The 22478-nt window shown below is 51.6% G+C and carries 20 protein-coding genes; 12 read left to right on the top strand and 8 right to left on the bottom strand.

All coding sequences use genetic code 11. The features are described 5' to 3' along the window. Positions 1-19: 19 nt before the first annotated feature. The 6 genes from BQ7483_RS06115 to BQ7483_RS06090 all read left to right on the top strand — a co-directional run bounded on the left by BQ7483_RS06115 (position 20) and on the right by BQ7483_RS06090 (position 8133). Entirely contained in the window at positions 20-1765 is a 1746-nt protein-coding gene (locus tag BQ7483_RS06115) for a sodium:solute symporter (protein ID WP_072545238.1), read from the top strand. Positions 1766-1789: 24 nt separating this feature from the next. After that, the gene (locus tag BQ7483_RS06110; RefSeq protein ID WP_072545237.1) at positions 1790-2467 is read left to right on the top strand and encodes an NUDIX hydrolase; all 678 of its coding nucleotides are present in this window, start codon (positions 1790-1792) and stop codon (positions 2465-2467) included. A 26-nt stretch (positions 2468-2493) separates the two neighbouring features. After that, positions 2494-3180, top strand: a complete 687-nt coding sequence (locus BQ7483_RS06105; protein ID WP_072545236.1) for an L-ribulose-5-phosphate 4-epimerase — start codon at positions 2494-2496, stop codon at positions 3178-3180. A gap of 99 nt (positions 3181-3279) precedes the next feature. Continuing rightward, the gene (gene araA / locus BQ7483_RS06100) at positions 3280-4806 is read left to right on the top strand and encodes an L-arabinose isomerase (protein ID WP_072545235.1); all 1527 of its coding nucleotides are present in this window, start codon (positions 3280-3282) and stop codon (positions 4804-4806) included. 81 nt (positions 4807-4887) lie between these two features. After that, positions 4888-6483, top strand: a complete 1596-nt coding sequence (locus BQ7483_RS06095; protein ID WP_072545234.1) for a xylulokinase — start codon at positions 4888-4890, stop codon at positions 6481-6483. A gap of 105 nt (positions 6484-6588) precedes the next feature. Then, complete coding sequence (locus BQ7483_RS06090) at positions 6589-8133, top strand: alpha-N-arabinofuranosidase (protein ID WP_072545455.1); 1545 nt, start codon at positions 6589-6591, stop codon at positions 8131-8133. A 274-nt stretch (positions 8134-8407) separates the two neighbouring features. Here BQ7483_RS06090 and BQ7483_RS17715 read toward each other — a convergent pair whose 3' ends face one another. Continuing rightward, positions 8408-8551 carry a hypothetical protein gene (locus BQ7483_RS17715; protein ID WP_154673569.1) on the bottom strand — a complete coding sequence of 48 codons (144 nt, stop codon included), beginning with the start codon at positions 8549-8551 and terminating at the stop codon, positions 8408-8410. 203 nt (positions 8552-8754) lie between these two features. On the opposite strand from BQ7483_RS17715, the gene BQ7483_RS06085 reads away from it, so the two are divergent. Both BQ7483_RS06085 and BQ7483_RS06080 read left to right on the top strand, forming a co-directional pair. After that, positions 8755-9120 carry a BlaI/MecI/CopY family transcriptional regulator gene (locus tag BQ7483_RS06085; protein WP_022020815.1) on the top strand — a complete coding sequence of 122 codons (366 nt, stop codon included), beginning with the start codon at positions 8755-8757 and terminating at the stop codon, positions 9118-9120. Positions 9121-9127: 7 nt separating this feature from the next. Next, positions 9128-10783 (top strand): M56 family metallopeptidase, encoded by a 1656-nt coding sequence (locus BQ7483_RS06080; RefSeq protein ID WP_072545233.1) that lies wholly within the window; start codon positions 9128-9130, stop codon positions 10781-10783. An 88-nt stretch (positions 10784-10871) separates the two neighbouring features. Here the strand turns inward: BQ7483_RS06080 and BQ7483_RS06075 are convergent, their stop codons facing one another. The 5 genes from BQ7483_RS06075 to BQ7483_RS06055 form a co-directional block, all read right to left on the bottom strand. Continuing rightward, positions 10872-12203 carry a nucleobase:cation symporter-2 family protein gene (locus BQ7483_RS06075; protein ID WP_072545232.1) on the bottom strand — a complete coding sequence of 444 codons (1332 nt, stop codon included), beginning with the start codon at positions 12201-12203 and terminating at the stop codon, positions 10872-10874. A gap of 21 nt (positions 12204-12224) precedes the next feature. Then, on the bottom strand, positions 12225-12791 hold the full coding sequence (gene xpt / locus BQ7483_RS06070; protein ID WP_021847664.1) for a xanthine phosphoribosyltransferase: 567 nt from the start codon (positions 12789-12791) through the stop codon (positions 12225-12227). A gap of 4 nt (positions 12792-12795) precedes the next feature. Further along, positions 12796-14199: a DNA recombination protein RmuC gene (gene rmuC / locus BQ7483_RS06065; RefSeq protein ID WP_072545231.1), complete on the bottom strand. Its 1404-nt coding sequence runs from the start codon at positions 14197-14199 to the stop codon at positions 12796-12798. A 14-nt stretch (positions 14200-14213) separates the two neighbouring features. Further along, complete coding sequence (gene map / locus BQ7483_RS06060) at positions 14214-15068, bottom strand: type I methionyl aminopeptidase (RefSeq protein ID WP_072545230.1); 855 nt, start codon at positions 15066-15068, stop codon at positions 14214-14216. Positions 15069-15133: 65 nt separating this feature from the next. Next, positions 15134-16297, bottom strand: a complete 1164-nt coding sequence (locus BQ7483_RS06055; protein WP_072545229.1) for an IS4 family transposase — start codon at positions 16295-16297, stop codon at positions 15134-15136. A gap of 328 nt (positions 16298-16625) precedes the next feature. On the opposite strand from BQ7483_RS06055, the gene BQ7483_RS06050 reads away from it, so the two are divergent. The 4 genes from BQ7483_RS06050 to BQ7483_RS06035 all read left to right on the top strand — a co-directional run bounded on the left by BQ7483_RS06050 (position 16626) and on the right by BQ7483_RS06035 (position 21117). Next, on the top strand, positions 16626-16808 hold the full coding sequence (locus tag BQ7483_RS06050) for a hypothetical protein (protein ID WP_022019515.1): 183 nt from the start codon (positions 16626-16628) through the stop codon (positions 16806-16808). A 128-nt stretch (positions 16809-16936) separates the two neighbouring features. After that, on the top strand, positions 16937-18067 hold the full coding sequence (locus tag BQ7483_RS06045) for a glycosyltransferase family protein (protein ID WP_072545228.1): 1131 nt from the start codon (positions 16937-16939) through the stop codon (positions 18065-18067). Positions 18068-18113: 46 nt separating this feature from the next. Continuing rightward, positions 18114-20204 carry an RNA degradosome polyphosphate kinase gene (locus tag BQ7483_RS06040; protein WP_072545227.1) on the top strand — a complete coding sequence of 697 codons (2091 nt, stop codon included), beginning with the start codon at positions 18114-18116 and terminating at the stop codon, positions 20202-20204. 7 nt (positions 20205-20211) lie between these two features. Then, positions 20212-21117: a Ppx/GppA phosphatase family protein gene (locus tag BQ7483_RS06035; RefSeq protein ID WP_072545226.1), complete on the top strand. Its 906-nt coding sequence runs from the start codon at positions 20212-20214 to the stop codon at positions 21115-21117. A 93-nt stretch (positions 21118-21210) separates the two neighbouring features. Here BQ7483_RS06035 and BQ7483_RS06030 read toward each other — a convergent pair whose 3' ends face one another. Both BQ7483_RS06030 and BQ7483_RS06025 read right to left on the bottom strand, forming a co-directional pair. Beyond that, complete coding sequence (locus tag BQ7483_RS06030; protein ID WP_072545454.1) at positions 21211-21741, bottom strand: porin family protein; 531 nt, start codon at positions 21739-21741, stop codon at positions 21211-21213. A 216-nt stretch (positions 21742-21957) separates the two neighbouring features. Beyond that, positions 21958-22461, bottom strand: a complete 504-nt coding sequence (locus tag BQ7483_RS06025) for a DUF6515 family protein (RefSeq protein WP_072545225.1) — start codon at positions 22459-22461, stop codon at positions 21958-21960. Positions 22462-22478: the final 17 nt, after the last annotated feature.

The raw sequence follows: 22478 nt of genomic DNA, 5'->3' as shown, positions 1-22478 counted from the left end.
AACAAAAACATAAAATGATATGAATTGGAATTCGCATGAATTTGTTTGGCTGGACTGGGCAGTTCTGGCCGTAGGAATTATTCTGGTAGCCTGGATGGTCTATCGTTCTGTACGGAAAGACAAACTGGCCATGAAAGGTGCGGACAGTCAGGACTATCTGTTTGGAAAGGGAGAACCCTGGTATGTAATTGGTGCTGCAATTTTTGCTGCCAATATCGGTTCGGAGCATTTGGTAGGACTGGCCGGTACTGGAGCTAAAGATGGAGTGGGAATGGCCCACTGGGAAATGCAGGGATGGATGATACTTATTCTTGGTTGGCTTTTCGTGCCTTTCTATCAGTTGTTGAACAATAAAATGGGCAAGATTATCACGATGCCTGATTTCTTGAAATACCGCTATACCAAAAAAACCGGTTCTTGGCTGAGTATCATTACCTTAATTGCCTATATCCTGACCAAGGTCAGTGTGACGGCCTTTACAGGCGGTATCTTTTTTGAATACTTATTTGGACTGCCGTTCTGGTGGGGAGCTCTTGGCTTGATTGCCATTACGGCCATCTTTACTGTAGTTGGCGGTATGAAGGGAGTAATGACGATGTCGGCCATCCAGACGCCGATTCTGATTGTCGGTTCCTTCCTGGTGCTTTTTCTCGGTTTGTCTGCTCTGGGACAAGGCAGTATTGTAGACGGTTGGACTAACATGATGGATTATGCCCGTTCTGCTCATGACGGATATGGCATCAACCACATGTTCCATTGGGAAGAGGGCGACCCCATGTATTCCAAGTTCCCCGGTTTTGCCGTGTTCATCGGTGCATCCATCATCGGTTTCTGGTATTGGTGTACAGACCAGCACATCGTTCAGCGTGTACTTGGTCAGCAGAAGGGGGAATCTGACGATGTGGTGATGAAGCGTGCCCGTCGCGGTAGCATCGCAGCCGGTTACTTCAAAATCCTTCCGGTATTCATGTTCTTGATTCCCGGTATGGTGGCTGTTGCCCTTGCGCAGAATCCGGATAGTGGCATTGTGATGGATCTCGCCAATCAGCACGATACGGATGGCGCTTTTGCCATGATGGTGAAGAATATTCTTCCGGCCGGTGTGAAGGGATTGGTTACCATCGGCTTTATCTGTGCGCTTGTCACTTCACTGGCAGCGTTCTTCAACAGTTGTGCCACTCTGTTTACGGAAGATTTTTACAAGCCGATGCGTCAGGGCAAGAGTGAGGCTCACTATGTGTTTGTAGGCCGTGTAGCTACTGTCGTTGTCGTGCTTTTGGGTTTGGCTTGGCTGCCCATCATGATGAATATGGACAATCTGTATAGCTATCTGCAAGATATCCAGTCCTTGCTGGCTCCTGCAATGGTTGCCGTATTTACTCTTGGAATTTTCTCGAAGAAAATTACTCCAAAGGCCGGAGAATGGGGACTTATCGGAGGCTTCCTTATCGGTATGCTTCGTCTGGTAACCAATGTCATCACCAAGAGCGGTAATGCTGTTATGGAAGGTTCTTTCTGGGAAGCAACTTCCTGGTTCTGGCAGACCAACTGGCTGATTTTTGAAATTTGGTTGCTTGTCTTCCTGATTGTCCTGATGGTAGTAGTGTCCTGCTTTACTCCGAAACCTTCTGTTCAGCAGATAGAAGCCATTACGTTTACTGGTAGTTACAAGGAACTTATCAGAAAGAGCTGGAACAAGTGGGATGTGATTGCTTCGTTGGGTGTTGTATTGCTTTGCGCCCTGTTCTATGCTTATTTTTGGTAATTTCTTTATTTAAATTTGTATTGAATGACTAAATATTATAGTGTAAATCCAAAGTTCTACATTTCGGTAGACTGCATCATATTCGGTTTCAGCGGAGGAGAGTTGAGTCTCCTCCTGTTGAAGCGAAACTTTGAACCGGCCAAGGGCGAATGGTCGCTGATGGGAGGCTTTGTGCAGGAAAACGAGAGCGTGGACGATGCCGCCAAGCGAGTGTTGGCCGAACTGACCGGATTGAATCAGGTCTACATGGAGCAGGTCGGTTCGTTTGGTGACGTTCACCGCGATCCGGGTGGTCGTGTCATCTCCATCGCCTATTATGCATTGGTCAATGTCGATGAATACGACCGCGACCTGGTGCATCAGCATAATGCTTTCTGGATTAACATCAATGAAGTGCCTCCGCTTATCTTTGACCATTCGGAGATGGTGGAGAAAGCTCGGGCGCTGATGCAGCAGAAGGCGTCGACCGAACCTATCGGATTCAATTTGTTGCCCAAGCTTTTTACGCTGTCGCAGTTGCAGAGTCTATATGAAGCCATTTATGGTGCTCCACTTGACAAACGTAATTTCCGAAAACGCATTGCCGAGATGAATTGCATTGAAAAAACGGACAAGATTGACAAGACTGGCTCCAAACGGGGAGCCGCCTTGTATCAATTCAATGAGAATGCTTATCGGAAAACTCCGAATTTTAAATTGTAATACAAACACTTCAATATGTTATTTATATGCTGGAAGAATTGAAAGAAAAAGTTTTTCGTGCCAATCTTGAATTGGTGAAACACGGACTGGTTATTTTTACTTGGGGAAACGTGTCGGCCATTGATCGTGCAAGCGGACTGGTAGTCATCAAGCCCAGTGGTGTAAGCTATGACACAATGAAGGCTGAAGACATGGTTGTGGTCGACCTCGACGGCAAAGTGGTGGAAGGCAAGTTGAGACCATCGTCTGACACACCTACCCATGTGGTACTCTATAAGGCTTTCCCTGAGATTGGTGGAGTGGTACATACACACTCCACGTATGCTACGGCCTGGGCTCAGGCCGGATGCGACATCCCCAATATCGGTACAACGCATGCCGATTATTTTCACGATGCCATTCCCTGTACGGCCGACATGACCGAAGCCGAGGTGAAAGGCGAATATGAACGCGAAACGGGTAACGTAATTGTAAAACGCTTCGAAGGATTGAATCCTGTACATACACCGGGCGTACTGGTCAAGAATCATGGTCCCTTTGCCTGGGGAAAGGATGCGCATGATGCGGTCCACAACGCTGTCGTTATGGAACAGGTGGCCAAGATGGCTTCCATAGCCTATGCGGTCAATCCCAACCTGACGATGAGCCCATTGCTTATCGAGAAGCATTTCAGCCGCAAGCACGGGCCGAATGCCTATTACGGACAAAAGTGAAAAATTTCCGGGTGACAAGCTGAGGACCGCAAGCATGTGAGGGCTCGTCGCTTGTCGCCCATAACCCCAATAACAACAACTTAATAATATTATAGTATTATGAACGCATTTGATCAATATGAAGTATGGTTCGTTACAGGTGCACAGCTCCTGTACGGTGGTGATGCCGTGATTGCCGTTGATGCACACAGCAACGAAATGGTAAAGGGTTTGAATGAATCGGGCAAGCTGCCTGTAAAAGTTGTATATAAAGGTACTGCAAATTCTTCCAAGGAAGTGGAAGCTGTGTTCAAAGCAGCCAACAACGAGGAAAAATGTATCGGTGTCATCACTTGGATGCACACCTTCTCGCCTGCCAAGATGTGGATTCACGGTTTGCAGCAGCTGAAGAAGCCTTTGCTTCACCTGCATACACAGTACAACAAGGAAATTCCTTGGGATACGATGGACATGGACTTCATGAACCTCAACCAGAGCGCCCACGGCGACCGTGAGTTCGGCCACATCTGTACCCGTATGCGCATCCGCCGCAAAGTGGTGGTTGGCTACTGGAAGGAAGAAGAAACCCAGAAGAAGATTGCCGTATGGATGCGTGTCTGTGCCGCTTGGACCGATGCACAGGATATGCTCATCATCCGTTTCGGCGATCAAATGAACAACGTGGCCGTAACCGACGGCGACAAGGTCGAGGCTGAACAGCGCATGGGTTACCATGTAGACTATTGCCCCGTGAGCGAACTGATGGAATATCACGCACAGGTGAAGGATGCCGATGTAGATGCTCTTGTTAAAACTTACTTTGCTGAATACGACCACGATGCCTCTCTGGAAGACAAGTCTACCGAAGCTTATCAGAAGGTTTGGAACTCTGCGAAGGCTGAACTGGCTCTCCGTGCCATCTTGAAAGACAAGGGTGCCAAGGGCTTTACAACCAACTTTGATGATCTGGGCCAGACAGACGGCAGTCACTTTGACCAGATTCCCGGTCTGGCATCGCAGCGTCTGATGGCCGAAGGTTACGGTTTCGGTGCCGAGGGTGACTGGAAGTCGGCTGCTCTCTACCGTATGGTTTGGGTGATGAATCAGGGATTGCCCAACGGCTGCTCGTTCCTCGAGGACTACACCTTGAATTTCGACGGACAGAACAGTGCCATCCTGCAGGCCCACATGTTGGAAGTTTGTCCGCTTATCGCCGCCAAGAAGCCCCGTCTGGAGGTTCATTTCCTGGGTATCGGTATCCGCAAGAGCCAGACGGCGCGCCTCGTGTTCACGTCTAAGGTAGGCATGGGTTGTACCGCTACAGTCGTTGACCTGGGTAACCGTTTCCGTCTGATTGTAAACGACGTGGAGTGTATCGAGCCGAAACCGTTGCCCAAGCTGCCTGTCGCTTCTGCCCTCTGGAAGCCGATGCCAAACTTCGAGGTAGGTGCCGGTGCCTGGATTCTGGCCGGCGGTACGCACCACTCCTGCTTCTCTTACGACCTGACGGCTGAATACTGGGAAGACTATGCCGAGATTGCCGGTATCGAGATGGTGCACATCAACAAAGACACCACCATCAGCGAGTTCAAGAAAGAACTCCGCATGAACGAGGTGTACTACATGCTGAACAAGGCACTCTGCTAAATCTGTAATAGAAGAAGGAAAGGCACACAGGAATGTACCTTCCTTCTTCTTTTTGTTTCACCTTATCACAATACCATTCCTATGAAATCTGATCCCAAATCAACCATAGAAGCCGGTCGTGCCGTGCTGGGCATTGAGTTCGGCTCTACCCGCATCAAGGCAGTCCTCATCGACGGGGAGAACAAGCCCATCGCGCAGGGTAGCCATACCTGGGAAAACCAGCTTGTCGACGGCCTTTGGACGTATAGTCTGGATGCCATCTGGAGCGGCCTGCAGGATTGCTATGCCGACCTGTGTGTCGACGTGCAGAAACAATACGGTGTCCAGATCGAAACCCTGGCTGCCATCGGCGTCAGCGCCATGATGCACGGTTACATGGCTTTCGGCAAGCAGCAAAATATCCTCGTGCCCTTCCGCACGTGGCGCAATACCAATACCGGCCCTGCTGCAGCCAAGCTTTCCGAACTCTTTGTCTACAACATTCCCCTTCGCTGGAGCATTTCGCACCTCTATCAGGCTATCCTGAACGGTGAGGAGCATGTACCTTCCATCGACTACTTGACAACGCTGGCCGGGTACGTGCATTGGCAGTTGACGGGCGAACGCGTGCTGGGCATTGGTGATGCATCCGGCATGCTTCCCATCGACCCCGAAACGAAGAACTATTCTGCTCCGATGGTGGAGAAGTTTGAGCAGCTGATAGCTCCGGGCTACGGCTGGAAGCTGAAAGACATCCTGCCCCGCGTCCTGATGGCCGGCGAAGATGCCGGACGCCTGACAGCCGAAGGTGCCCGCAAGCTCGACCCCACAGGCCGGTTGAAGGCAGGTATCCCACTCTGTCCGCCCGAAGGTGATGCCGGTACGGGCATGGTGGCCACCAACGCTGTGAAGCAGCGTACGGGCAACGTGTCGGCCGGTACTTCGTCGTTCTCCATGATTGTGCTGGAGAAAGAACTCTCACGTCCCTACGAGGCTATTGACATCGTGACTACTCCCGATGGCAGCCCTGTCGCAATGGTACACTGCAACAACTGTACTTCCGACCTCAATGCTTGGGTGGGCCTCTTCAAGGAATACCAGGAACTGATGGGATTGCCCGTCGACATGAACGACATCTACGGCAAGCTCTACAACCATGCGCTCGATGGTGATGCCGATTGTGGCGGTCTGATGGCCTACAACTACTTCTCCGGCGAACCCGTTACCGGACTGGCCGAGGGGCGTCCCTTGTTTGTGCGTTCGGCTACGGACAAGTTCAGCTTGGCCAACCTGATGCGTGCCCATCTTTATGCTTCCGTAGCCGTACTGAAGATAGGTAACGACATCCTGTTCAACGACGAGAAAATCCGGGTGGACCGCATCACGGGCCACGGCGGTCTGTTCAAGACCAAAGGTGTGGGCCAGCGTATACTGGCGGCAGCCATCAACTCGCCCATCTCCGTTATGGAAACGGCAGGCGAGGGTGGAGCCTGGGGTATCGCCCTGCTGGGCTCTTACCTGGTGAACAACGCCCAAGGCCAGTCACTGCCCGACTTTCTGGACACGCAGGTGTTTGCCGGATATGCCGGTGTCGAAGTGGCGCCAATGCCCGAGGATGTGGCCGGCTTCAACGCCTACATCAAGACCTACAAGGCCTGCCTGCCTGTCGAGGAAAAGGCGGTAGCCTGCAAAAAGTAAAAGAATTGCGATGGACGATGCCCGTCATCACGCACTTGATGCGAGATGACGGGACACCGTCCGTTTCTTCCATATTATATCCACATTCAAACCTTTATGAACCCCATGACAAACAAACTGTTGATCGGCGGTCTGCTGCTAACCGCTTCGCTTTCACTTTCCGCACAACGCAGCGCGATTCTTACCATCGAGGCCGACCGCGGCACTCAAATCATCCCAAAAGAAATCTACGGCCAGTTTGCCGAGCACCTGGGCACCTGCATTTACGGCGGCCTGTGGGTAGGCGAAGATTCTTCAATTCCCAACATTCAAGGCTACCGCACCGATGTGTTCAACGCCTTGAAGGAACTGCATGTGCCCGTCTTGCGCTGGCCTGGCGGATGCTTTGCCGATGAATACCACTGGCGGGACGGCATCGGTCCCAGGGAACAGCGGCCCAAGATGGTGAACAACAACTGGGGCGGTACCATCGAAGACAACAGCTTCGGCACGCATGAGTTCCTGAACCTCTGCGAGATGCTGAGTTGCGAGCCCTACATCAGCGGCAACGTGGGCAGCGGTACGGTGGAAGAACTGGCCAAATGGGTGGAATATATGACCTCCGAAGGCGACTCACCCATGGCCCGCCTGCGTCGCCAGAACGGACGCGACAAGGCCTGGAAGGTGAAATACCTCGGCGTGGGCAACGAGAGCTGGGGATGCGGCGGCAGCATGCGTCCCGAATATTACGCCGACCTGTACCGCCGTTACTCCACCTACTGCCGCAACTATGACGGCAACCGCCTGTTCAAGATAGCCAGCGGTGCCAGCGACTACGACTACAACTGGACCGACGTCCTCATGGACCGCGTGGGCGGACGCATGCAGGGACTTTCGCTGCATTACTACACGGTGGCAGGCTGGAGCGGCAGCAAGGGCTCGGCCACGAAGTTTACCGACGAGGACTATTACTGGACGCTGGGCAAGTGTCGCGAGGTGGAAGATGTCATCAAGAAGCATTGTGCCATCATGGACCGTTACGACCCCAAGAAGCAGATTGCGCTGATTTTGGACGAATGGGGCACATGGTGGGACGAGGAGCCGGGTACCGTTTCCGGCCACCTCTATCAGCAGAACTCCCTGCGCGATGCCTTCGTGGCTTCCCTTTCGCTCGACATTTTCCATAAATATACCGACCGCCTGAAGATGGCCAATATCGCCCAGATAGTCAATGTCCTCCAGTCCATGATTCTGACGAAGGACGACCGGATGGTGCTGACGCCCACGTACTACGTCTTCAAGATGTACCGCGTGCATCAGGATGCCACGTACCTGCCCCTGGAACTGAGCTGCACTACCGTCGACGTGCGTGACGGCCGGCGCTTGCCCCTGCTCAGTGCCACCGCTTCGCGCGATAAGAAAGGCCGTGTCCACCTCTCGCTTTCCAATGTCGACCTGAACGAGGCGCAGGAAGTCACCGTCCGCCTGTCCGGCATTACGGCCCGGAAAGCCGTGGGCGAGGTGCTGACCTCCGCCGCCATCACCGATTACAATTCGTTCGAGGAGCCCGACCGCGTACGCCCCGTGCCGTTCAAGGATGCCAAGATTGAGAAAGGTATCCTCCGCCTGACGCTTCCGGCAAAGTCCATCGTGACGCTGGAACTGCAGTAAAGCAGCTTTGTGGCGGCTTCCGGTCGAACGGACAAATTGATAGGAGTCTATGCGGAAATGGTATCGAAAAGATGCCGTTTCCGCATTTTTCGTATCTTGTCCTGTTGCTCGTTTGGGTCGAAACAGGAAGAAAACAAGGACGAAAGGCGGCTTTCAGGTGGAAAACAATGCTTTTCCTGGCCCTTCACATGCTACTTTTTCCCCTCAGACATCGGATGTTTTTCTTCTGAAACGTGTATGTTTTGCCGTTTTCCTGCCTATGTTTTGTTTCCTTTTAGTACATTTTTTGCCTGATGGGGTCGTTTGCCGGTTGTTTCACGGGCTTTTTCCCCGTTTTTTCTTCTATTTCAAATGTAAAGATTTTGCTATCGTGTTGTGGATTAGCGGATAAGATTGTTCGCTCTTCATTCTTTTCCATCGGCCGTGTCTTTGGTTTGAAACAAGCGATTCTCGCGCATTTCGGTCGTCAAAGTGTCAATCTGACAAACCGTTTCCGTTGTTTCTACTGCTAACTTTAGTTAATCTACTACTTGTATTAGTTGAATAACTAATGTAAACAGTTGTTTGTATGGAAATAATCACTATATTTGCAGCAGACAATGCCGATAAAGCGAAATGATTATGAAACGACTGACCGTAAAAGAAGAAGAAATCATGCGGATGTTTTGGGAGCATGGCCCCATGTTTGTCCGCGAGTTGCTGGCTTTCTATGAAGAACCGAAGCCGCACTACAATACCGTGTCCACGCTGGTGCGCGGGCTGGAAGAGAAGGGATTCGTGGGCTACAAGGCTTACGGCAATACCTATCAGTATTATCCGTTGGTGTCGGCGAAGGACTACAAGCGTTCGGCGCTGAACGAGGTCGTGGCCCATTACTACGACAATTCCTTTGCCAACGTTGTCTCCGCCTTTGTCGAAGAGGAGGGCATGCCGCTCGACGAGCTGAAGGAGCTGATTGCGCGGATTGAAAACAAACGCAAAGCCTGACAGGGATATGGGTGCCTTTCTGTTCTATCTGTTCAAGTCTACGCTTTGCCTGGTGGTACTCTATCTGCTCTTCCGGCTGTGCTTCCGAGGCGACACGCTGTTTCGCACCAACCGCTTTCTGCTGTTGGGCGGTACGGCTGGCTGCCTGCTGCTTCCTTTGGTACAAGTGGACGTACAGCAAGACAGTCTGTGGCAACGGCCCGTGGCGGCAGTGGAAGCTGTACTGACGGAACCCTTTGTGGAGGAAACCTCGGTAAGTGGGCCGTTATCGGAGACTGAGACAGTCTTGAAGGTCTCTGACGGAATCGGAGGGGAAGCAATGACACTCCGTTCGGAAACGTCGTTCGGCTGGGTGCATCTGCTGGCGGCGCTCTATGCAGGTGGGGCGGTGCTGACGCTGGGCTCCTTTCTGCTCTCGCACAGGCGGATGCGGCAGTTGGTGCGCCGTTGTCCCGTCAGGGAGTGTGGCGGCTGTCGGCTGGTCATCGGTCCGCGTGGACAGCAATCCTTCAGTTGGGGGCGGATCGTCGTCCTCTCGCAGGAAGACTATGAGCAGAACCGCGAAACGGTGCTGCTGCACGAGCGGATGCACCTGCACTACTGCCACACGGCCGACCTGCTGTGGATGGAACTGCTGATTGTGCTCCACTGGTTCAACCCTGCCGCCTGGCTGCTGATGCGCGAACTGCGCGAGGTGCACGAGTTCGAGGCAGACCGCGGCGTACTTTCTCATGGCATCGATGCCACTCAATATCAACTTTTGCTCGTGAAGAAATCCGTCGGCACAAGGCTCTACTCTATGGCCAGCGGATTTGGACACAGCAAGCTAAAACAACGTATTAACATGATGTTAAAGAAAAGAACCAACCGACTGGCACGACTGAAGCTGTTGCTCTTAGTGCCAGTGGTGTCGGGGACGCTCTATGCGTTTGCCCGGCCCGAAGTGAAGAACGCGGTGGAACAGGTGGTGAAGCCGCAAGTCTGCGAACCCTTGCAGGACACTGTCCGGCAGGATGAACGCGAACTGTTGGAGCAGTATTTCGCGCGGAAGTTCAGAGAAGGCGGAGGTACCGTGGTGCCTGCCCTGGGAGAGGTGGCACACACGCTCTTTGTTAACATGAGAAATCAGATTATGATAGACCAGCAAGGGGCAAAGACTGATTGTGTCGACTTTATCCGCAAGCATCTGGCCGATGCCTTGTGGAAAGATTATCAACAGGCAAAACAGTCGGGACAGCCGTTCCGCTCCGATTTGCAGATACGCTACGACCGCGGAACGACTACCGAAGCCATGCGCCTCTATCTGCGTACGGTGAAGGAAGTCTATCAGCAGCTTCGCCGGGAGGTCGCTGCCGAGCTGGGCACGGCGGATGAAGCTGCTTTGGACAAGGCGTTTCCCATCCTCGTCACGTTTGCGGAGCCGAAGCAATACAAGAAAATAGTGGTGGACGCTACGGAGAAGCTGCCGCTGGAAGTGACGCTGCTGGCTTCCGGCCAAAGCAAAACGCTGAAGAATTTCTCCTTGGACGAACTTCGGAAAGAAATGAATTCCTTCCGTTCCGGCAAGTCCGATATGACCATCTCGCTGAAGGTGGAAGGGAACATCCCGATGGGGGTGGTGCAGGATGTGAAGGAAGAGTTGAGGAAGGGATTTAAGTATTAGTCTTGGGCTATGAGGTATCAGGTATGAGGCGGTATGAAGTTTTCTTCTTTTTACCGGAAACCTCATACCTGAAACCTCATATCCGATTTCATTCCTTGATTCGTATCAGCGCATTCGCCACGATGGCGGTCAGGCCGCCCGTGGTGATGCCCGATGCGAAGATGTTGTGCAGCGTTTCGGGCAGTTGGCACAGAATGTCGGGCACCAGTTCGACACTCAGCCCCAGCGAGAAGCTGACGGCAATGACCAGTGTGGCTTTGCGGTTCATCTCCTGCGCGGCAATGATGCGGATACCTGCTGCTGCCACCGTGCCGAACATCAGCAGCGTGGCGCCGCCCAGTACCGGTTCGGGCATCAGCGAGAATACCAGTCCCACGGCCGGGAACAGTCCCAGCACGACCAGCATGCCTGCTATGTAGTAGCCCACGTAGCGGCTGGCTACGCCTGTCAGCTGTATCATGCCGTTGTTTTGTGCGAACACCGAATTTGGGAAAGCGCAGAGCATGCCCGAAATCATGGAGTTGAAACCGTCGGCAAAGATACCTCCCGACGCCCGTCGGATGAAGACTTCGCCCTCTACCGGTTCGCCCGAAATCATGGAGTTGGCCGTGATGTCGCCGTACGCCTCGATGGCTGTGATGACAAAAATCAGTGCCAGAGCCAGTACAGCAGACAGGCTGATGTCCAGTCCGAAGCGGAAGGGGTGGGGAACGGTGACACCACCGAAACTCTGTACCGAACCGAAGTCAATCATGCCCATCAGCCACGCCACGACATAGCCCGTAGCCAGGCCGATGACGATGGAACTCATGCGCAGATACCGGTTGCTGCTGCGGTTGAAGATCAGGATAAGTACCAGTACCAGGGCTGCCAGCCCCACGTAGCGCAGGCTGCCGAATGTCCCGTCGGCTTGGGCTGCCGCACCGCCACCGCAAGCCGTGATGCCCACCTTGATGAGGCTCATGCCGATGAGGGTCACTACGATGCCCGACACGAGCGGGGTGATAATCTTGCGCGTATATTTCAGCAGACGGCTGATAATCATTTCTACCGAAGCGGCCGCCATGCACGATCCGAAGATCAGTGCCAGTCCGCCCGTGGTACCCGCAGCGATGATGGGACCGATGAACGAGAAGCTGGTACCTTGTATGCAAAGCAGCCCCGTACCGATGAAGCCGAAGCGGCGGCATTGCACGAAGGTGGCGATGCCCGAGGCAATGAGGGCCATGGAAACCAGATAGCCCGTCGTTTCGGTATCGAGTTTCAGGGCGCCCGAAATGATGAGCGGTGGTGTAATGATGGCCACGAAGATGGCCAGCAGATGTTGCAGGGCGGCGAAAAAGGCTTCGCGGAAAGGCGGTCGGTCGTTCAGGCCATAGATGAGTCCGTTTTTGGGTGTCGTGTGGGCTTGTTCTTCCATGTGTCAAACCTCTTTTTAGGTTTATCTGATTTTGATTTCGCAGTTGTCCAAACTTTCGATGATGGCCAGGCTCTCTACGTGGATGCCTGCCGCACGCAGTTCATCGCCTCCGTGCTGGAAGGCCTTTTCGATGATGAATCCCATGCCGACCAGTTCGGCGCCGGCTTGTTTCACCAGTTCGATGATACCTTTGGCTGCATTTCCGTTGGCCAGGAAGTCGTCGATGAACAGCACCTTGTCGCCCGGGCAGAGGAAATCGCGGCTGACACAGACATCATACGTGCGCTGCTTGGTGAAGGAGAAGACCGAGGTGGCCAGCATATTCTCCATTGTGCTGGGTTTCTTCTTCTTGGCGAAGACGACGGGCAGTTCGAGCAGATAGCCCACCATGATGGCCGGAGCAATGCCGCTGGCCTCTACCGTGATGACTTTGTTGATTTGGGTCGATGCGAAGCGGCGTACGAATTCCACGCCGATGCTCTTCATTAGGATGGGGTCCATCTGATGGTTGATGAAGTTGTCCACTTTCAGGATTCCTCCGGGGAAGCAGCGTCCGTCGCGGAGGATGCGGTCTTTCAATGTCTTCATTGTCTTATTCTTTTTTTATTGTTTGATCTGTTTCGGATGTCCCGTCCGTCGTTTCCTGCTCTTCTTCGGCCGGCAGGAGGCGGGGCGAGATGCGTTTCTTGGGTGTCAGGCTCATGCCGCGCAGCTGTTCGGCCTGGCGGACAACGCTGCCCGCTCCGTCGGAGAGCTGGTTCAGTGCTTTGTCGTAGTCCTTCTGGAGGCTGCCCAGGCGGTCGCCCAGCGTGAGGAATGTGTCGGTAAAGCCGGCAATCTTCTCGTAGAGCGACGTGCCCCGCTTGATGATGGCCTGCACGTTCTTCACCTGGTTCTCGCGTTTCCACAGATCGAGCGACAGGCGCAGGGCACTAATGAGGTTGGTAGGGCTCATCAGCACGACTTTCTTGTTGTAGGCATATTCCCACAGGTTGGCGTCACTCTGTATGGCCAGCAGGTAGGCTCCCTCGGTAGGGATGAACATCATGACGAAGTCCGGCGCCTTGACATCGTAGCGCGAATAGTCCTTGCGGCTCAGCTCGTCGATATGGGCCCGGACGGATTGCAGGTGTGCCTTCAGGCAGCGTGCTTGTTCCTCCTTGTCCTCGGCAGCGGTATAGGCGGCGTAGGCCGAAAGTGATACTTTGGAGTCTATGATCATTTCGCGGTCGTCGGGATAGCGGACGATGATGTCGGGCTGCATGCGCTGGCCGCTTTCTTCGTTGGTCAGCACTTCGCCCCGTTCGTCTCGCAGGAACTCTTGACGGAAGTAATGCTCGCCTTCGATGAGTCCCGATGCCTGAAGCAGGCGTTCCAGAATGGCTTCCCCCCAGTTGCCCTGCATCTTCGAGTCGCCTTTCAGGGCACGGGTCAGGTTATTGGCTTCCTCGCTCAGGCGGTTGTTCAGCTCCACAAGGTCTTTGATGCGTTCGCTTAGCGAGAAGCGTTCCTTGGCTTCCGTGCTATATATCTGTTCCACCTTTTCACGGAAGTCTTTGAGGTTTTCGCCCAGCGGGCGGAGCAGGTTGCCGATGTGTTCGGCGTTGAGCCGTTTGAAGTCGTCGGCCTTGCTTTGGAAGATGCGGTTGGACAGGGCTTCGAACTCGGCATTCATGCGGCGGTGCAGGGCTTCGGCCTCTTCGCGCTGCTCGGCCAGCCGTTTTTCCAACTGTTGCCGTTGCTCGGCCAGTCGTTCGTTGAAGTGCCTTTCTTGTTCGGCGAAGCGTTCCTCGGCTTGTTGCCCGGCGGCTTTCAGCCGTTCGTCGGCAACGGCCTTCTCACGGGTAATCCGTTCTTCGGCGGTATGGTTCAGCAGGTCTTCACGTTGGCGGGCTGCTTCGAGCTGTGCTTTGACGGCGGCTGTTTTTCGGCCGGCGGCCAGCCAGCCGATGGTACCTCCCGCAACCAGTCCTGCGACGAGTGTCAGTATATCCATAGCTGAGGCGGGGCTTATTCGGTCAGCACTTCGTTCCCGTTCTCAGTAATCAGCACCATGCTTTCCCATTGGGCCGATGGCAGGCCGTCGTCGGTGCAGACGGTCCACCCGTCGGCCTCGTCGATGAAGACCTCATAACTGCCCATGTTGATCATTGGCTCGATGGTGAAGGTCATGCCCGGCACAATCATCATGCCCGTCCCTTTCTTGCCGAAGTGTTCTACGTCAGGCTCTTCGTGGAACTTGATGCCACATCCGTGTCCACACAGGTCGCGCACCACACTGTAGCCGTTCTTCTCGGCATGTTCCTGGATGGCGGCGCCGATGTCTCCCAAGCGCGTCCAGGGCTGTGCCATGCGTACGCCGATGTCGCGGCATTCGCGGGTCACTTCCACAAGACGTTTCATTTCGGGACTCACTTCACCGATCAGAAACATGCGTGAGGCATCGGAGAAATACCCCTTGTAGATGGTCGACACATCGACGTTGACGATGTCGCCGCTTTTCAGAAATTCTTTGGTGCTGGGAATGCCGTGGCAAACGACGTCGTTGATACTGGTGCATACGCTTTTCGGATAGCCTTCGTAGAGGAAGGGGGCAGGGATGGCATCGTGGTCGGTAGTGAAGCAGTAGACCATGTGGTCTATCTCAGCCGTAGACATGCCTTCGCGGATATTTTCAGAAATATAGTCGAGCAGGGCGGTGTTGATTTTGGCACTTTCGCGGATGCCGGCCAGCTGCTCTTCCGTGCGGAGCAGGTGGCGTTGCGGCAGGCGGACGCCTTCCCGTTTGTATTGTTGGATTTTCTCTTCCACTTCATCAGAATAGTTTTTGGGAGTGAAGCGGGCTCCCTTTATCAGTTTCTTCATGACGAAAACTCCTTTATTTATATTAAGTGTCATTAGTGTCCAATAAAAATGGACGAGTTAAAAATTTAATCAAATAGTCCTTCAAAAAGGGGACAATCGAGTTCTTTGACATCATTGAAATTAGTCTTATCGAACAGGTCACGTAAGTGGGTTTTGTCCGTTAGAGAGATACTTAGAATCTGCAAAACTTCGTAAATTGAGCGTTTCAATTGCATATCGTGTTGAACTATAGCTACGAGACAGTAAGTAATGATCGCCACACTGATTTGAATGCGGACAGCGTTTTCTGTTGTACCCCAGAACCTCTTTATTTTAAGGTGTTGCTTTAGCCATTTGAAAAAGAGCTCGACCAACCACCTTTTCTTATAGAGATTGGCAATATCCAATGCAGAGACATGTGTTGCATTCGTTAGGAAAGTAAACTCACGGTCATCCTCTTCATCGTAGTAACGAATGAGTAGGAATAACTCGGGATATTTCTTCTCTGAGAGATATCCGGTCAGTTTCACTTCAGCATCGGTCAGTACATACTTAGGCATCCTGCGCTTCCATTTAACCGTTGTACATTTCAAGTTCGTCTTAGCTCTGACAACGAAAAAGGAACCTGTCAGGTGAATCCGATATAATTCCTTAAAAGAATCATAAGCCCTGTCGAATATATAATAAGCATTTGGTTCATAATGGATTGAGTACATCGCCGTAGAGTCATGTTTCGATGCTGCGGTTACAGTATAGAAGGCAGGAACTTGTGCTTCAATGTCATATAAGACATGAGCTTTGACACCTCCTTTCTTTCTTCGGAACTTCGCCCATGGAAATGTGGCTAGACACAACGGAATAGTTGTTGAATCAAAAGCATACTTATTTCCTGGAATTTCCAAGATATTGGTTGCTCGCTTTTCGCAAGCTTCCTTCATCATATAGAATGCGAAGTCTTCAAAGATTCTGTAGTCACGATTCTGATTAGCATAAGCGAGGGTGGCTTTGGCTATTGGATTGCGTCCCAAGCCAAGATGATATTGCTTGGAACGATGCGCTTCAAAAGCTACAATTAGGTCGCGAAGGCTCTCACGATTGCTCAGTTGTCCGAACATCATAGCAAGTAACTGATTCCAGCAAGTGAATTGCTTCACGTAGCGATTACCATCATACTTGCGAACGAAGTTGTTGAACTGTGTTCTGTTCAGAAAAGCGGTAAGTTGAGCGAATACGTATTTATCTTGGTTCATAAGCGGTCTTCAATTTGACCGCTAAACTACAAATTCAAATCCGTTTCATTCAGAAATACTACTTAAAAGACTGTATTTCAATAATTTCAAAGACCGATTAGCCAACTTTTATTGGACAGTAGTGATTAAGTGTTGCAAAAGTACACAATTACTTTGGGAAACGACGGACTTTCGGCCGGAAAATGTAGAAGAGCCGGAGAGCGTCTCGCAGCCTGCGTCTTTTGCCTCGTCTTCTGTTTTTCTTAGCAAATTTGTAATGCCGCCTCAATATCCTTGCAACATGTAATGGTCATTTTTGCAATGCCAAATAAAAAAGGAGGAACTGATTATGAAATTGAATCCGAACGATTACACGGTAGAAGCTGCTGCCGGAGGTGGATATTTTGCCTATTATATGGACAATTTGTTGTGCAGCGCTTATGGTGAAACACCCGATGAAGCTTGCGAGAATCTGGAACGTATTGTAGACGATTTTGTCAGCGATATGTTTATGGTCGAAGAATATGTCTGACGCCTGTATCAGAAAACATTTCTTACGTAAATTCATATATTCTCTTGAAGTCCCGCATCTGCGTGATGCAGGTGCGGTTGGTTTTTGAATCATTGTGAAATACACCTTATATAATCATTGCAAGTCCTATGAAAGTACTGTTTGTCATTCAAGGCGAAGGGCGGGGACATCTCACCCAAGCCATTACACTGGAGAGTATGCTGCGTCGCAACGGTTACGATGTGGTCGAAGTGCTGGTCGGGCAAAGCAAGTCACGCCGTCTGCCCGGATTTTTCAACCGTAGCATCCAGGCACCCGTGAAGCGATTCTTGAGTCCCAACTTCCTGCCGACTCCGGCCAACCGTCGGGTGAGTCTTGTGCGCAGCGTGGCTTATAACCTGATGCACTTGCCAGCCTACGTCCGCAGCATGTGTTACATCCGTCGCCGCATTCGGGAAACCGGTGCCGACCTGGTCATCAATTTCTATGAACTCCTGACAGGACTGACCTATTTGTTCCTGCATCCTGCGGTGCCTCAGGTCTGTATTGGCCATCAGTATCTTTTTCTGCATCCCGGTTTCCGTTTCCCACACAAGAGCAGGATGTCTCTCTTCCTGCTTCGTTTCTTTACCCGGCTGACCTGCATCGGAGCTTGTCAGCGATTGGCTTTGTCTTTCCGTCCGATGTCCGATGTTCCGGTTTCTCGTATTCGGGTTGTTCCGCCCTTGCTGAGGCTGGAAGTTTTGACCAGTGAAAGCCGGAAGGGCGATTATTTGCACGGCTATCTGCTCAATGCCGGTTTTGCCGAGGATGTGTTGGGGTGGCATCGCCGTCATCCACGGGTGCCGTTGCATTTCTTTTGGGACAAGCCCGACGAGGATGATACTTGCAGGATGGATGATACGCTGACCTTCCATCAGATAGACGATGTGAAGTTTCTGCGCTATATGACCGGTTGCCGGGCCTATGCAACGACGGCTGGATTCGAATCTGTGTGCGAAGCCATGTATTTGGGCAAACCTTTGCTGATGGTGCCGGCCCATATCGAGCAGGACTGTAATGCCTATGATGCGGCTTGTACGGGGGCAGGAATCGTAGCCGATTCGTTCGACTTGCAGAAGTTGCTCGACTTTGAACGGAAGTATCGGCCGAATGTTGAATTCCGGTATTGGGTACGGAGCAGTGAGCGCGTCATCCTGAATGCCTTGGAGGAAGCCATACATTCCAGCCATTGTCCGCTGGACGCACCGTATGAGTATTGTAACGGAATTGAAATGTAAATGTAACAACCGTGGCCTATTTTTGCAGAAAAATTGTAAATAGACTATGGCTAACAAGACGGTCAATAAGAAAGTCCTTTCAGAAGCGTATGTGGAGCGGGATTTGAGTTGGATGTTTTTTAACCGCCGCATTCTTCAGGAGGCGACGAAGCATCAGGTACCTCTGTTGGAGAGACTGAGCTTTCTGGGTATCTACTCCAATAATCTGGATGAGTTCTTCCGTGTGCGTATGGCGACCTTGAGCCGCATTGCCGAATGTGAGGACCGGAGCGTGCGGGCCGAGCGCGAACATGCCCGGCAGCTCATCAAGCAAATCAACAAGCTGAACAACAAATATGCCAAAGAGTACGAGGAGACAATCCGCGAAGTGACGAGGCAGCTGCGTGCCGAGCACATCTGTCTGTTGAAGGAAGATGAACTCGACGACGAGCAGCAACAGTATGTCCGTACGTTTTTCCGTCAGAAGCTGAGCGGGTTTGTCAGTCCCGTATGGATTTCGGCTGTGAAGCAGTTGGCCGACGAGACCGACGAGAACATCTACCTGGCCGTCAAGATGCATGCCGATAGCCGGAAGAATAGCGATTACGCCCTGATAGAATTGCCTGTTTCTGTCTGCGGACGTTTTGTCCGTCTGCCCGACAAGAACGGCAACAATTACCTGATGTATCTGGACGATGTCATCCGCTTCTGCCTCCCGATGATATTCAGCGGGCTGGATTATGACCATTTCGAGGCGTATGCGTTCAAGTTCACGAAGGATGCCGAGATGGAAATAGACAACGACCTGCGCAACGGTATGTTGCAGAAGATTTCCAAAGGGGTGAAGAGTCGCAAGAAAGGTGATGCCCTGCGGGTCATCTACGACGCTGCCATGCCCAAGGACCTGCACAAGCGTGTGATGAACATGCTGAACCTCGACAAGCTGGATACGGTGCAGGCCGGAGGACGTTATCACAACCACAAGGACCTGATGTCTTTCCCCGATTGTGGTCGGAAAGATTTGAAATATCCGCAATGGCCCCCTCTGATACGCCCTGAACTGGATAAAAACGAAAGTCTGTTGAAGCTGGTGCAGAAGGGCGACCGCTTCATTCACGTGCCTTATCACAGCTTCGACTACTACATCCGCCTTTTACAGGAGGCTGCCATACACAAGGAGGTGAAGAGTATCAAGACCACGCTTTACCGCCTGGCCAAGGACTCCAAGGTGGTGCGTGCCCTCATCTGTGCTGCCCGTAATGGCAAGAAGGTGACGGTGGTCATCGAACTGCTGGCACGTTTCGACGAAGCTTCCAATATCAGCTGGTCGAAGAAGATGCAGGATGCCGGCATCCACGTCATTTTCGGCGTGGAGAACCTGAAGGTGCACTCCAAGATTACCCACATCGGCATGAAGAACGGCCAGGACATTGCCTGCATCAGTACGGGAAACTTCCACGAAGGCAATGCGCGCATCTATACCGACTACATGCTGATGACGGCAGCCCGCAACGTGGTGCGCGACGTCCATTCCGTCTTTACTTTCATCGAGAAACCCTATATGCCCGTCTCCTTCAAGGAGCTGCTCGTTTCGCCCAACGAGATGAAAAAACGGTTCATCAAATTGATAGATACTGAAATCAGGAATCGTCAGTTGGGCAAACCTGCCTATATTCGCATTAAAATCAATCACATTACGGATGTAGACATGGTGAAGAAACTCTATGAAGCGTCGGCCAACGGTGTCCCCATCGACCTGCTCGTGCGTGGCAACTGTTCGCTGGTTACCGGTATTCCCGGCGTAAGCGACACGATACGCATCTGCGGCATCATCGACCGCTACTTGGAACATTCGCGTATCTTTATTTTTGCTGCCGGTGGCGAAGAAAAATGCTTCATCGGTTCGGCCGACTGGATGCCCCGCAACCTGGACAACCGTGTGGAGGTGGTTACACCCGTCTACGATCCCGCCATCAAGGCCGACCTGGCTCGTGTCATCGACTACGGCCTGTGCGACACGATGCAGGGGCGTATCGTCGACGGTAGGGGAGGAAACGAACCCTGGACGACAGGTGAGGAGCGTCCTTTCCGTTCGCAAGAGGAATTGTATCGGTATTATGAAGAGATGAATCAGTCTCAAGAGAAAGAGAATAAGTAGATTTAATATGTGCAAGAAATGTTATGCCGCTATCGATATAGGCTCGAACGCCGTGCGGCTTTTGATTAAGAAAGAGGAAGAAAACGAGAACTTGGTCAGCCGCCGCTTGTCGAAGGTACTGATGCTTCGTGTGCCCCTCCGTCTGGGCTTTGACGTATTTTCCTTGGGTGAGCTTTCAGACAACAAGGCCGTGAAGTTGCGCCGCCTGATGAAGGCCTTCCGCCAGCTGATGAAAATATACGAAGTGACCGACTACCGCGCTTGTGCCACCTCGGCTATGCGCGACGCCCGCAACGGCAAGGCTGTCATCAAGAAGGTATTGAAAGATACGGGCATCCGCATCGAAATCATTGATGGGCAGGAAGAGGCTCGCATGATTTACAACAATCACATCGAATGCCTCGAAGACCGTACCGGCAACTATATCTACGTTGACGTGGGCGGTGGTAGCACCGAGATTAATCTCTTGACCAACGGTGTGCTGGTACAGTCACTTTCCTACAACGTAGGAACCGTGCGCATGCTGAGCAACGCTGTAAAGGATGAAGTCTGGGAACAGATGAAGGACGACTTGACCCGCCTGACAGCCGACTTTTCGGACATCAATATCATCGGTTCGGGCGGCAATATCAACAAACTCTACCGTCTGGCCGACAAGAAGGACAAGAAACTCCAGCGGATGTCTATTGCTTCCTTGCAGGAATTGTATGACCAGCTCAGCCCTCTGACGCCCGAGCAGCGCATGAAGGAGTTTAACCTCAAGGCCGACCGTGCTGATGTCATCGTGCCTGCCGCCAAGATTTTCCTGACGATTGCCGAAACGGTGAAGGCAAAATATGTTCATGTGCCTGTTATTGGTCTGGCCGATGGTATTATCGACAACCTGTATGCAGGCAATCAGCCTGTCGAATAAAGGACTTGTGGAGTATAAACATAGAAAAATCAGCTTTCACAGAGGCTTGTCGTCTGATGTGAAAGCTGATTGTTTTTTATAAAATCTCAAGCTTTAGAATACGTAGTGGAAACCGATGGAGAGGTCCTCGCTACTGAATGAGAATCCATAACCATCCTGACTGCCGAGCATATAGTCGTCTCTATACCCCAGAAAACCATACTTGGCAATAAAGTTGAAGTGTTTGTTCAGCTTGATGGCAATGCCGGGTTTGAACCCTAACTCAAATCCGGAAGTGGCATCTCCTCCGTCTTTTACTTTATAGGTAGAAACGCCGATACCTCCGTCGACAAACAGGCGTATGATTTTACTGTTAAAGAAGGAATATCGTGCATAGGGAGCGAAGGCAAAGCCATTGGTTATGGTTTTTATCTTTTCTACTTTCGTCTTGCTGTGTGTGAACGCCAGTGTCGCACCCACTGACCATGCTTCGTTCAGCTCATATCCCACTTCCGGGGCCAGTGTAAACGATGTCTTGTCGGCGTCGTCGTTGTGCCACAGTCCGAGTGAACCACCTACATACACTTGTGCTTTGACAGACAATGAAGCTGCCAGAACAAACAGTAAAATTATAAATTTCTTCATCATTGATTCTTTATTAGTTAAACATAATTTGGATTAGGTTCGTTTCTTTACAATCAATTCAGGTCAATGCAAATGAAAATAAAATGTTTCCATTGCAAACGTTGAATGACGGCACAAATTTAATGGCTCTTTTATGAACGGCAAAAGAATATTCTTTTTTTCAACTCGATACCATTACATTTTGTAGAACTGCGATAAGAATGCCATTTATTCTGGTCAAGGAATGGGTAGGAAACCTACAATCTTGAATTTTATTCCTTTGGGGTCGGGAAGCGGTTTGTAGAGAATATCGTCAAATACATACAATGTTTCCCCTTTCTTTTTGATTTTGTATACACCGTTGGTGGGAAGGAGGGGAACAACCATGCCGATTTTTGGACGTACCACGACATAACCGGTTCGTTCCGGCCTGTAATATATGCCACCGGCATAGAAATAGGGAGAATGATTGAACATAATCTCAATGCAATGGGCCGGTTTTTCCCTATAATGAGCCCCGATGGGTGGAGCGGGTCTCTTTTTATGATGTGGTCTGCGCTTATTGTCGGGTTTGTCAGGTCTGCCAGGCCTGTCGGATTTGTCGGGTTTATGATGCTTCTGATGTTTGGGGTGTTGGTCCACTGCCAAAGGGGGTTCGGTCACTTTCGGATTGGCGGCATAGGATATGTTTATCGTACAGATTGCCGCTAATAGAAGAATAAAGGTTACAGACTTTTTCATAATTTCATGTTTTAAGT

It is taken from the genome of Mediterranea massiliensis (assembly GCF_900128475.1).
Classification (GTDB): Bacteria; Bacteroidota; Bacteroidia; order Bacteroidales; family Bacteroidaceae; genus Bacteroides; species Bacteroides massiliensis_E.
Note: the sequence above shows the minus strand (reverse complement) of the source record. Positions and strands in the feature narration are given on the sequence as shown.

Bases quoted from the DNA above. Each gene is read 5' to 3' on its own strand.
- BQ7483_RS06115 (WP_072545238.1), top strand. From the start codon at position 20: ATGAATTGGAATTCGCATGAATTTGTTTGGCTGGACTGGGCAGTTCTG.
- BQ7483_RS06110 (WP_072545237.1), top strand. From the start codon at position 1,790: ATGACTAAATATTATAGTGTAAATCCAAAGTTCTACATTTCGGTAGAC.
- BQ7483_RS06105 (WP_072545236.1), top strand. From the start codon at position 2,494: ATGCTGGAAGAATTGAAAGAAAAAGTTTTTCGTGCCAATCTTGAATTG.
- araA (WP_072545235.1), top strand. From the start codon at position 3,280: ATGAACGCATTTGATCAATATGAAGTATGGTTCGTTACAGGTGCACAG.
- BQ7483_RS06095 (WP_072545234.1), top strand. From the start codon at position 4,888: ATGAAATCTGATCCCAAATCAACCATAGAAGCCGGTCGTGCCGTGCTG.
- BQ7483_RS06090 (WP_072545455.1), top strand. From the start codon at position 6,589: ATGACAAACAAACTGTTGATCGGCGGTCTGCTGCTAACCGCTTCGCTT.
- BQ7483_RS17715 (WP_154673569.1), bottom strand. From the start codon at position 8,551: ATGGAAAAGAATGAAGAGCGAACAATCTTATCCGCTAATCCACAACAC.
- BQ7483_RS06085 (WP_022020815.1), top strand. From the start codon at position 8,755: ATGAAACGACTGACCGTAAAAGAAGAAGAAATCATGCGGATGTTTTGG.
- BQ7483_RS06080 (WP_072545233.1), top strand. From the start codon at position 9,128: ATGGGTGCCTTTCTGTTCTATCTGTTCAAGTCTACGCTTTGCCTGGTG.
- BQ7483_RS06075 (WP_072545232.1), bottom strand. From the start codon at position 12,203: ATGGAAGAACAAGCCCACACGACACCCAAAAACGGACTCATCTATGGC.
- xpt (WP_021847664.1), bottom strand. From the start codon at position 12,791: ATGAAGACATTGAAAGACCGCATCCTCCGCGACGGACGCTGCTTCCCC.
- rmuC (WP_072545231.1), bottom strand. From the start codon at position 14,199: ATGGATATACTGACACTCGTCGCAGGACTGGTTGCGGGAGGTACCATC.
- map (WP_072545230.1), bottom strand. From the start codon at position 15,068: ATGAAGAAACTGATAAAGGGAGCCCGCTTCACTCCCAAAAACTATTCT.
- BQ7483_RS06055 (WP_072545229.1), bottom strand. From the start codon at position 16,297: ATGAACCAAGATAAATACGTATTCGCTCAACTTACCGCTTTTCTGAAC.
- BQ7483_RS06050 (WP_022019515.1), top strand. From the start codon at position 16,626: ATGAAATTGAATCCGAACGATTACACGGTAGAAGCTGCTGCCGGAGGT.
- BQ7483_RS06045 (WP_072545228.1), top strand. From the start codon at position 16,937: ATGAAAGTACTGTTTGTCATTCAAGGCGAAGGGCGGGGACATCTCACC.
- BQ7483_RS06040 (WP_072545227.1), top strand. From the start codon at position 18,114: ATGGCTAACAAGACGGTCAATAAGAAAGTCCTTTCAGAAGCGTATGTG.
- BQ7483_RS06035 (WP_072545226.1), top strand. From the start codon at position 20,212: ATGTGCAAGAAATGTTATGCCGCTATCGATATAGGCTCGAACGCCGTG.
- BQ7483_RS06030 (WP_072545454.1), bottom strand. From the start codon at position 21,741: ATGAAGAAATTTATAATTTTACTGTTTGTTCTGGCAGCTTCATTGTCT.
- BQ7483_RS06025 (WP_072545225.1), bottom strand. From the start codon at position 22,461: ATGAAAAAGTCTGTAACCTTTATTCTTCTATTAGCGGCAATCTGTACG.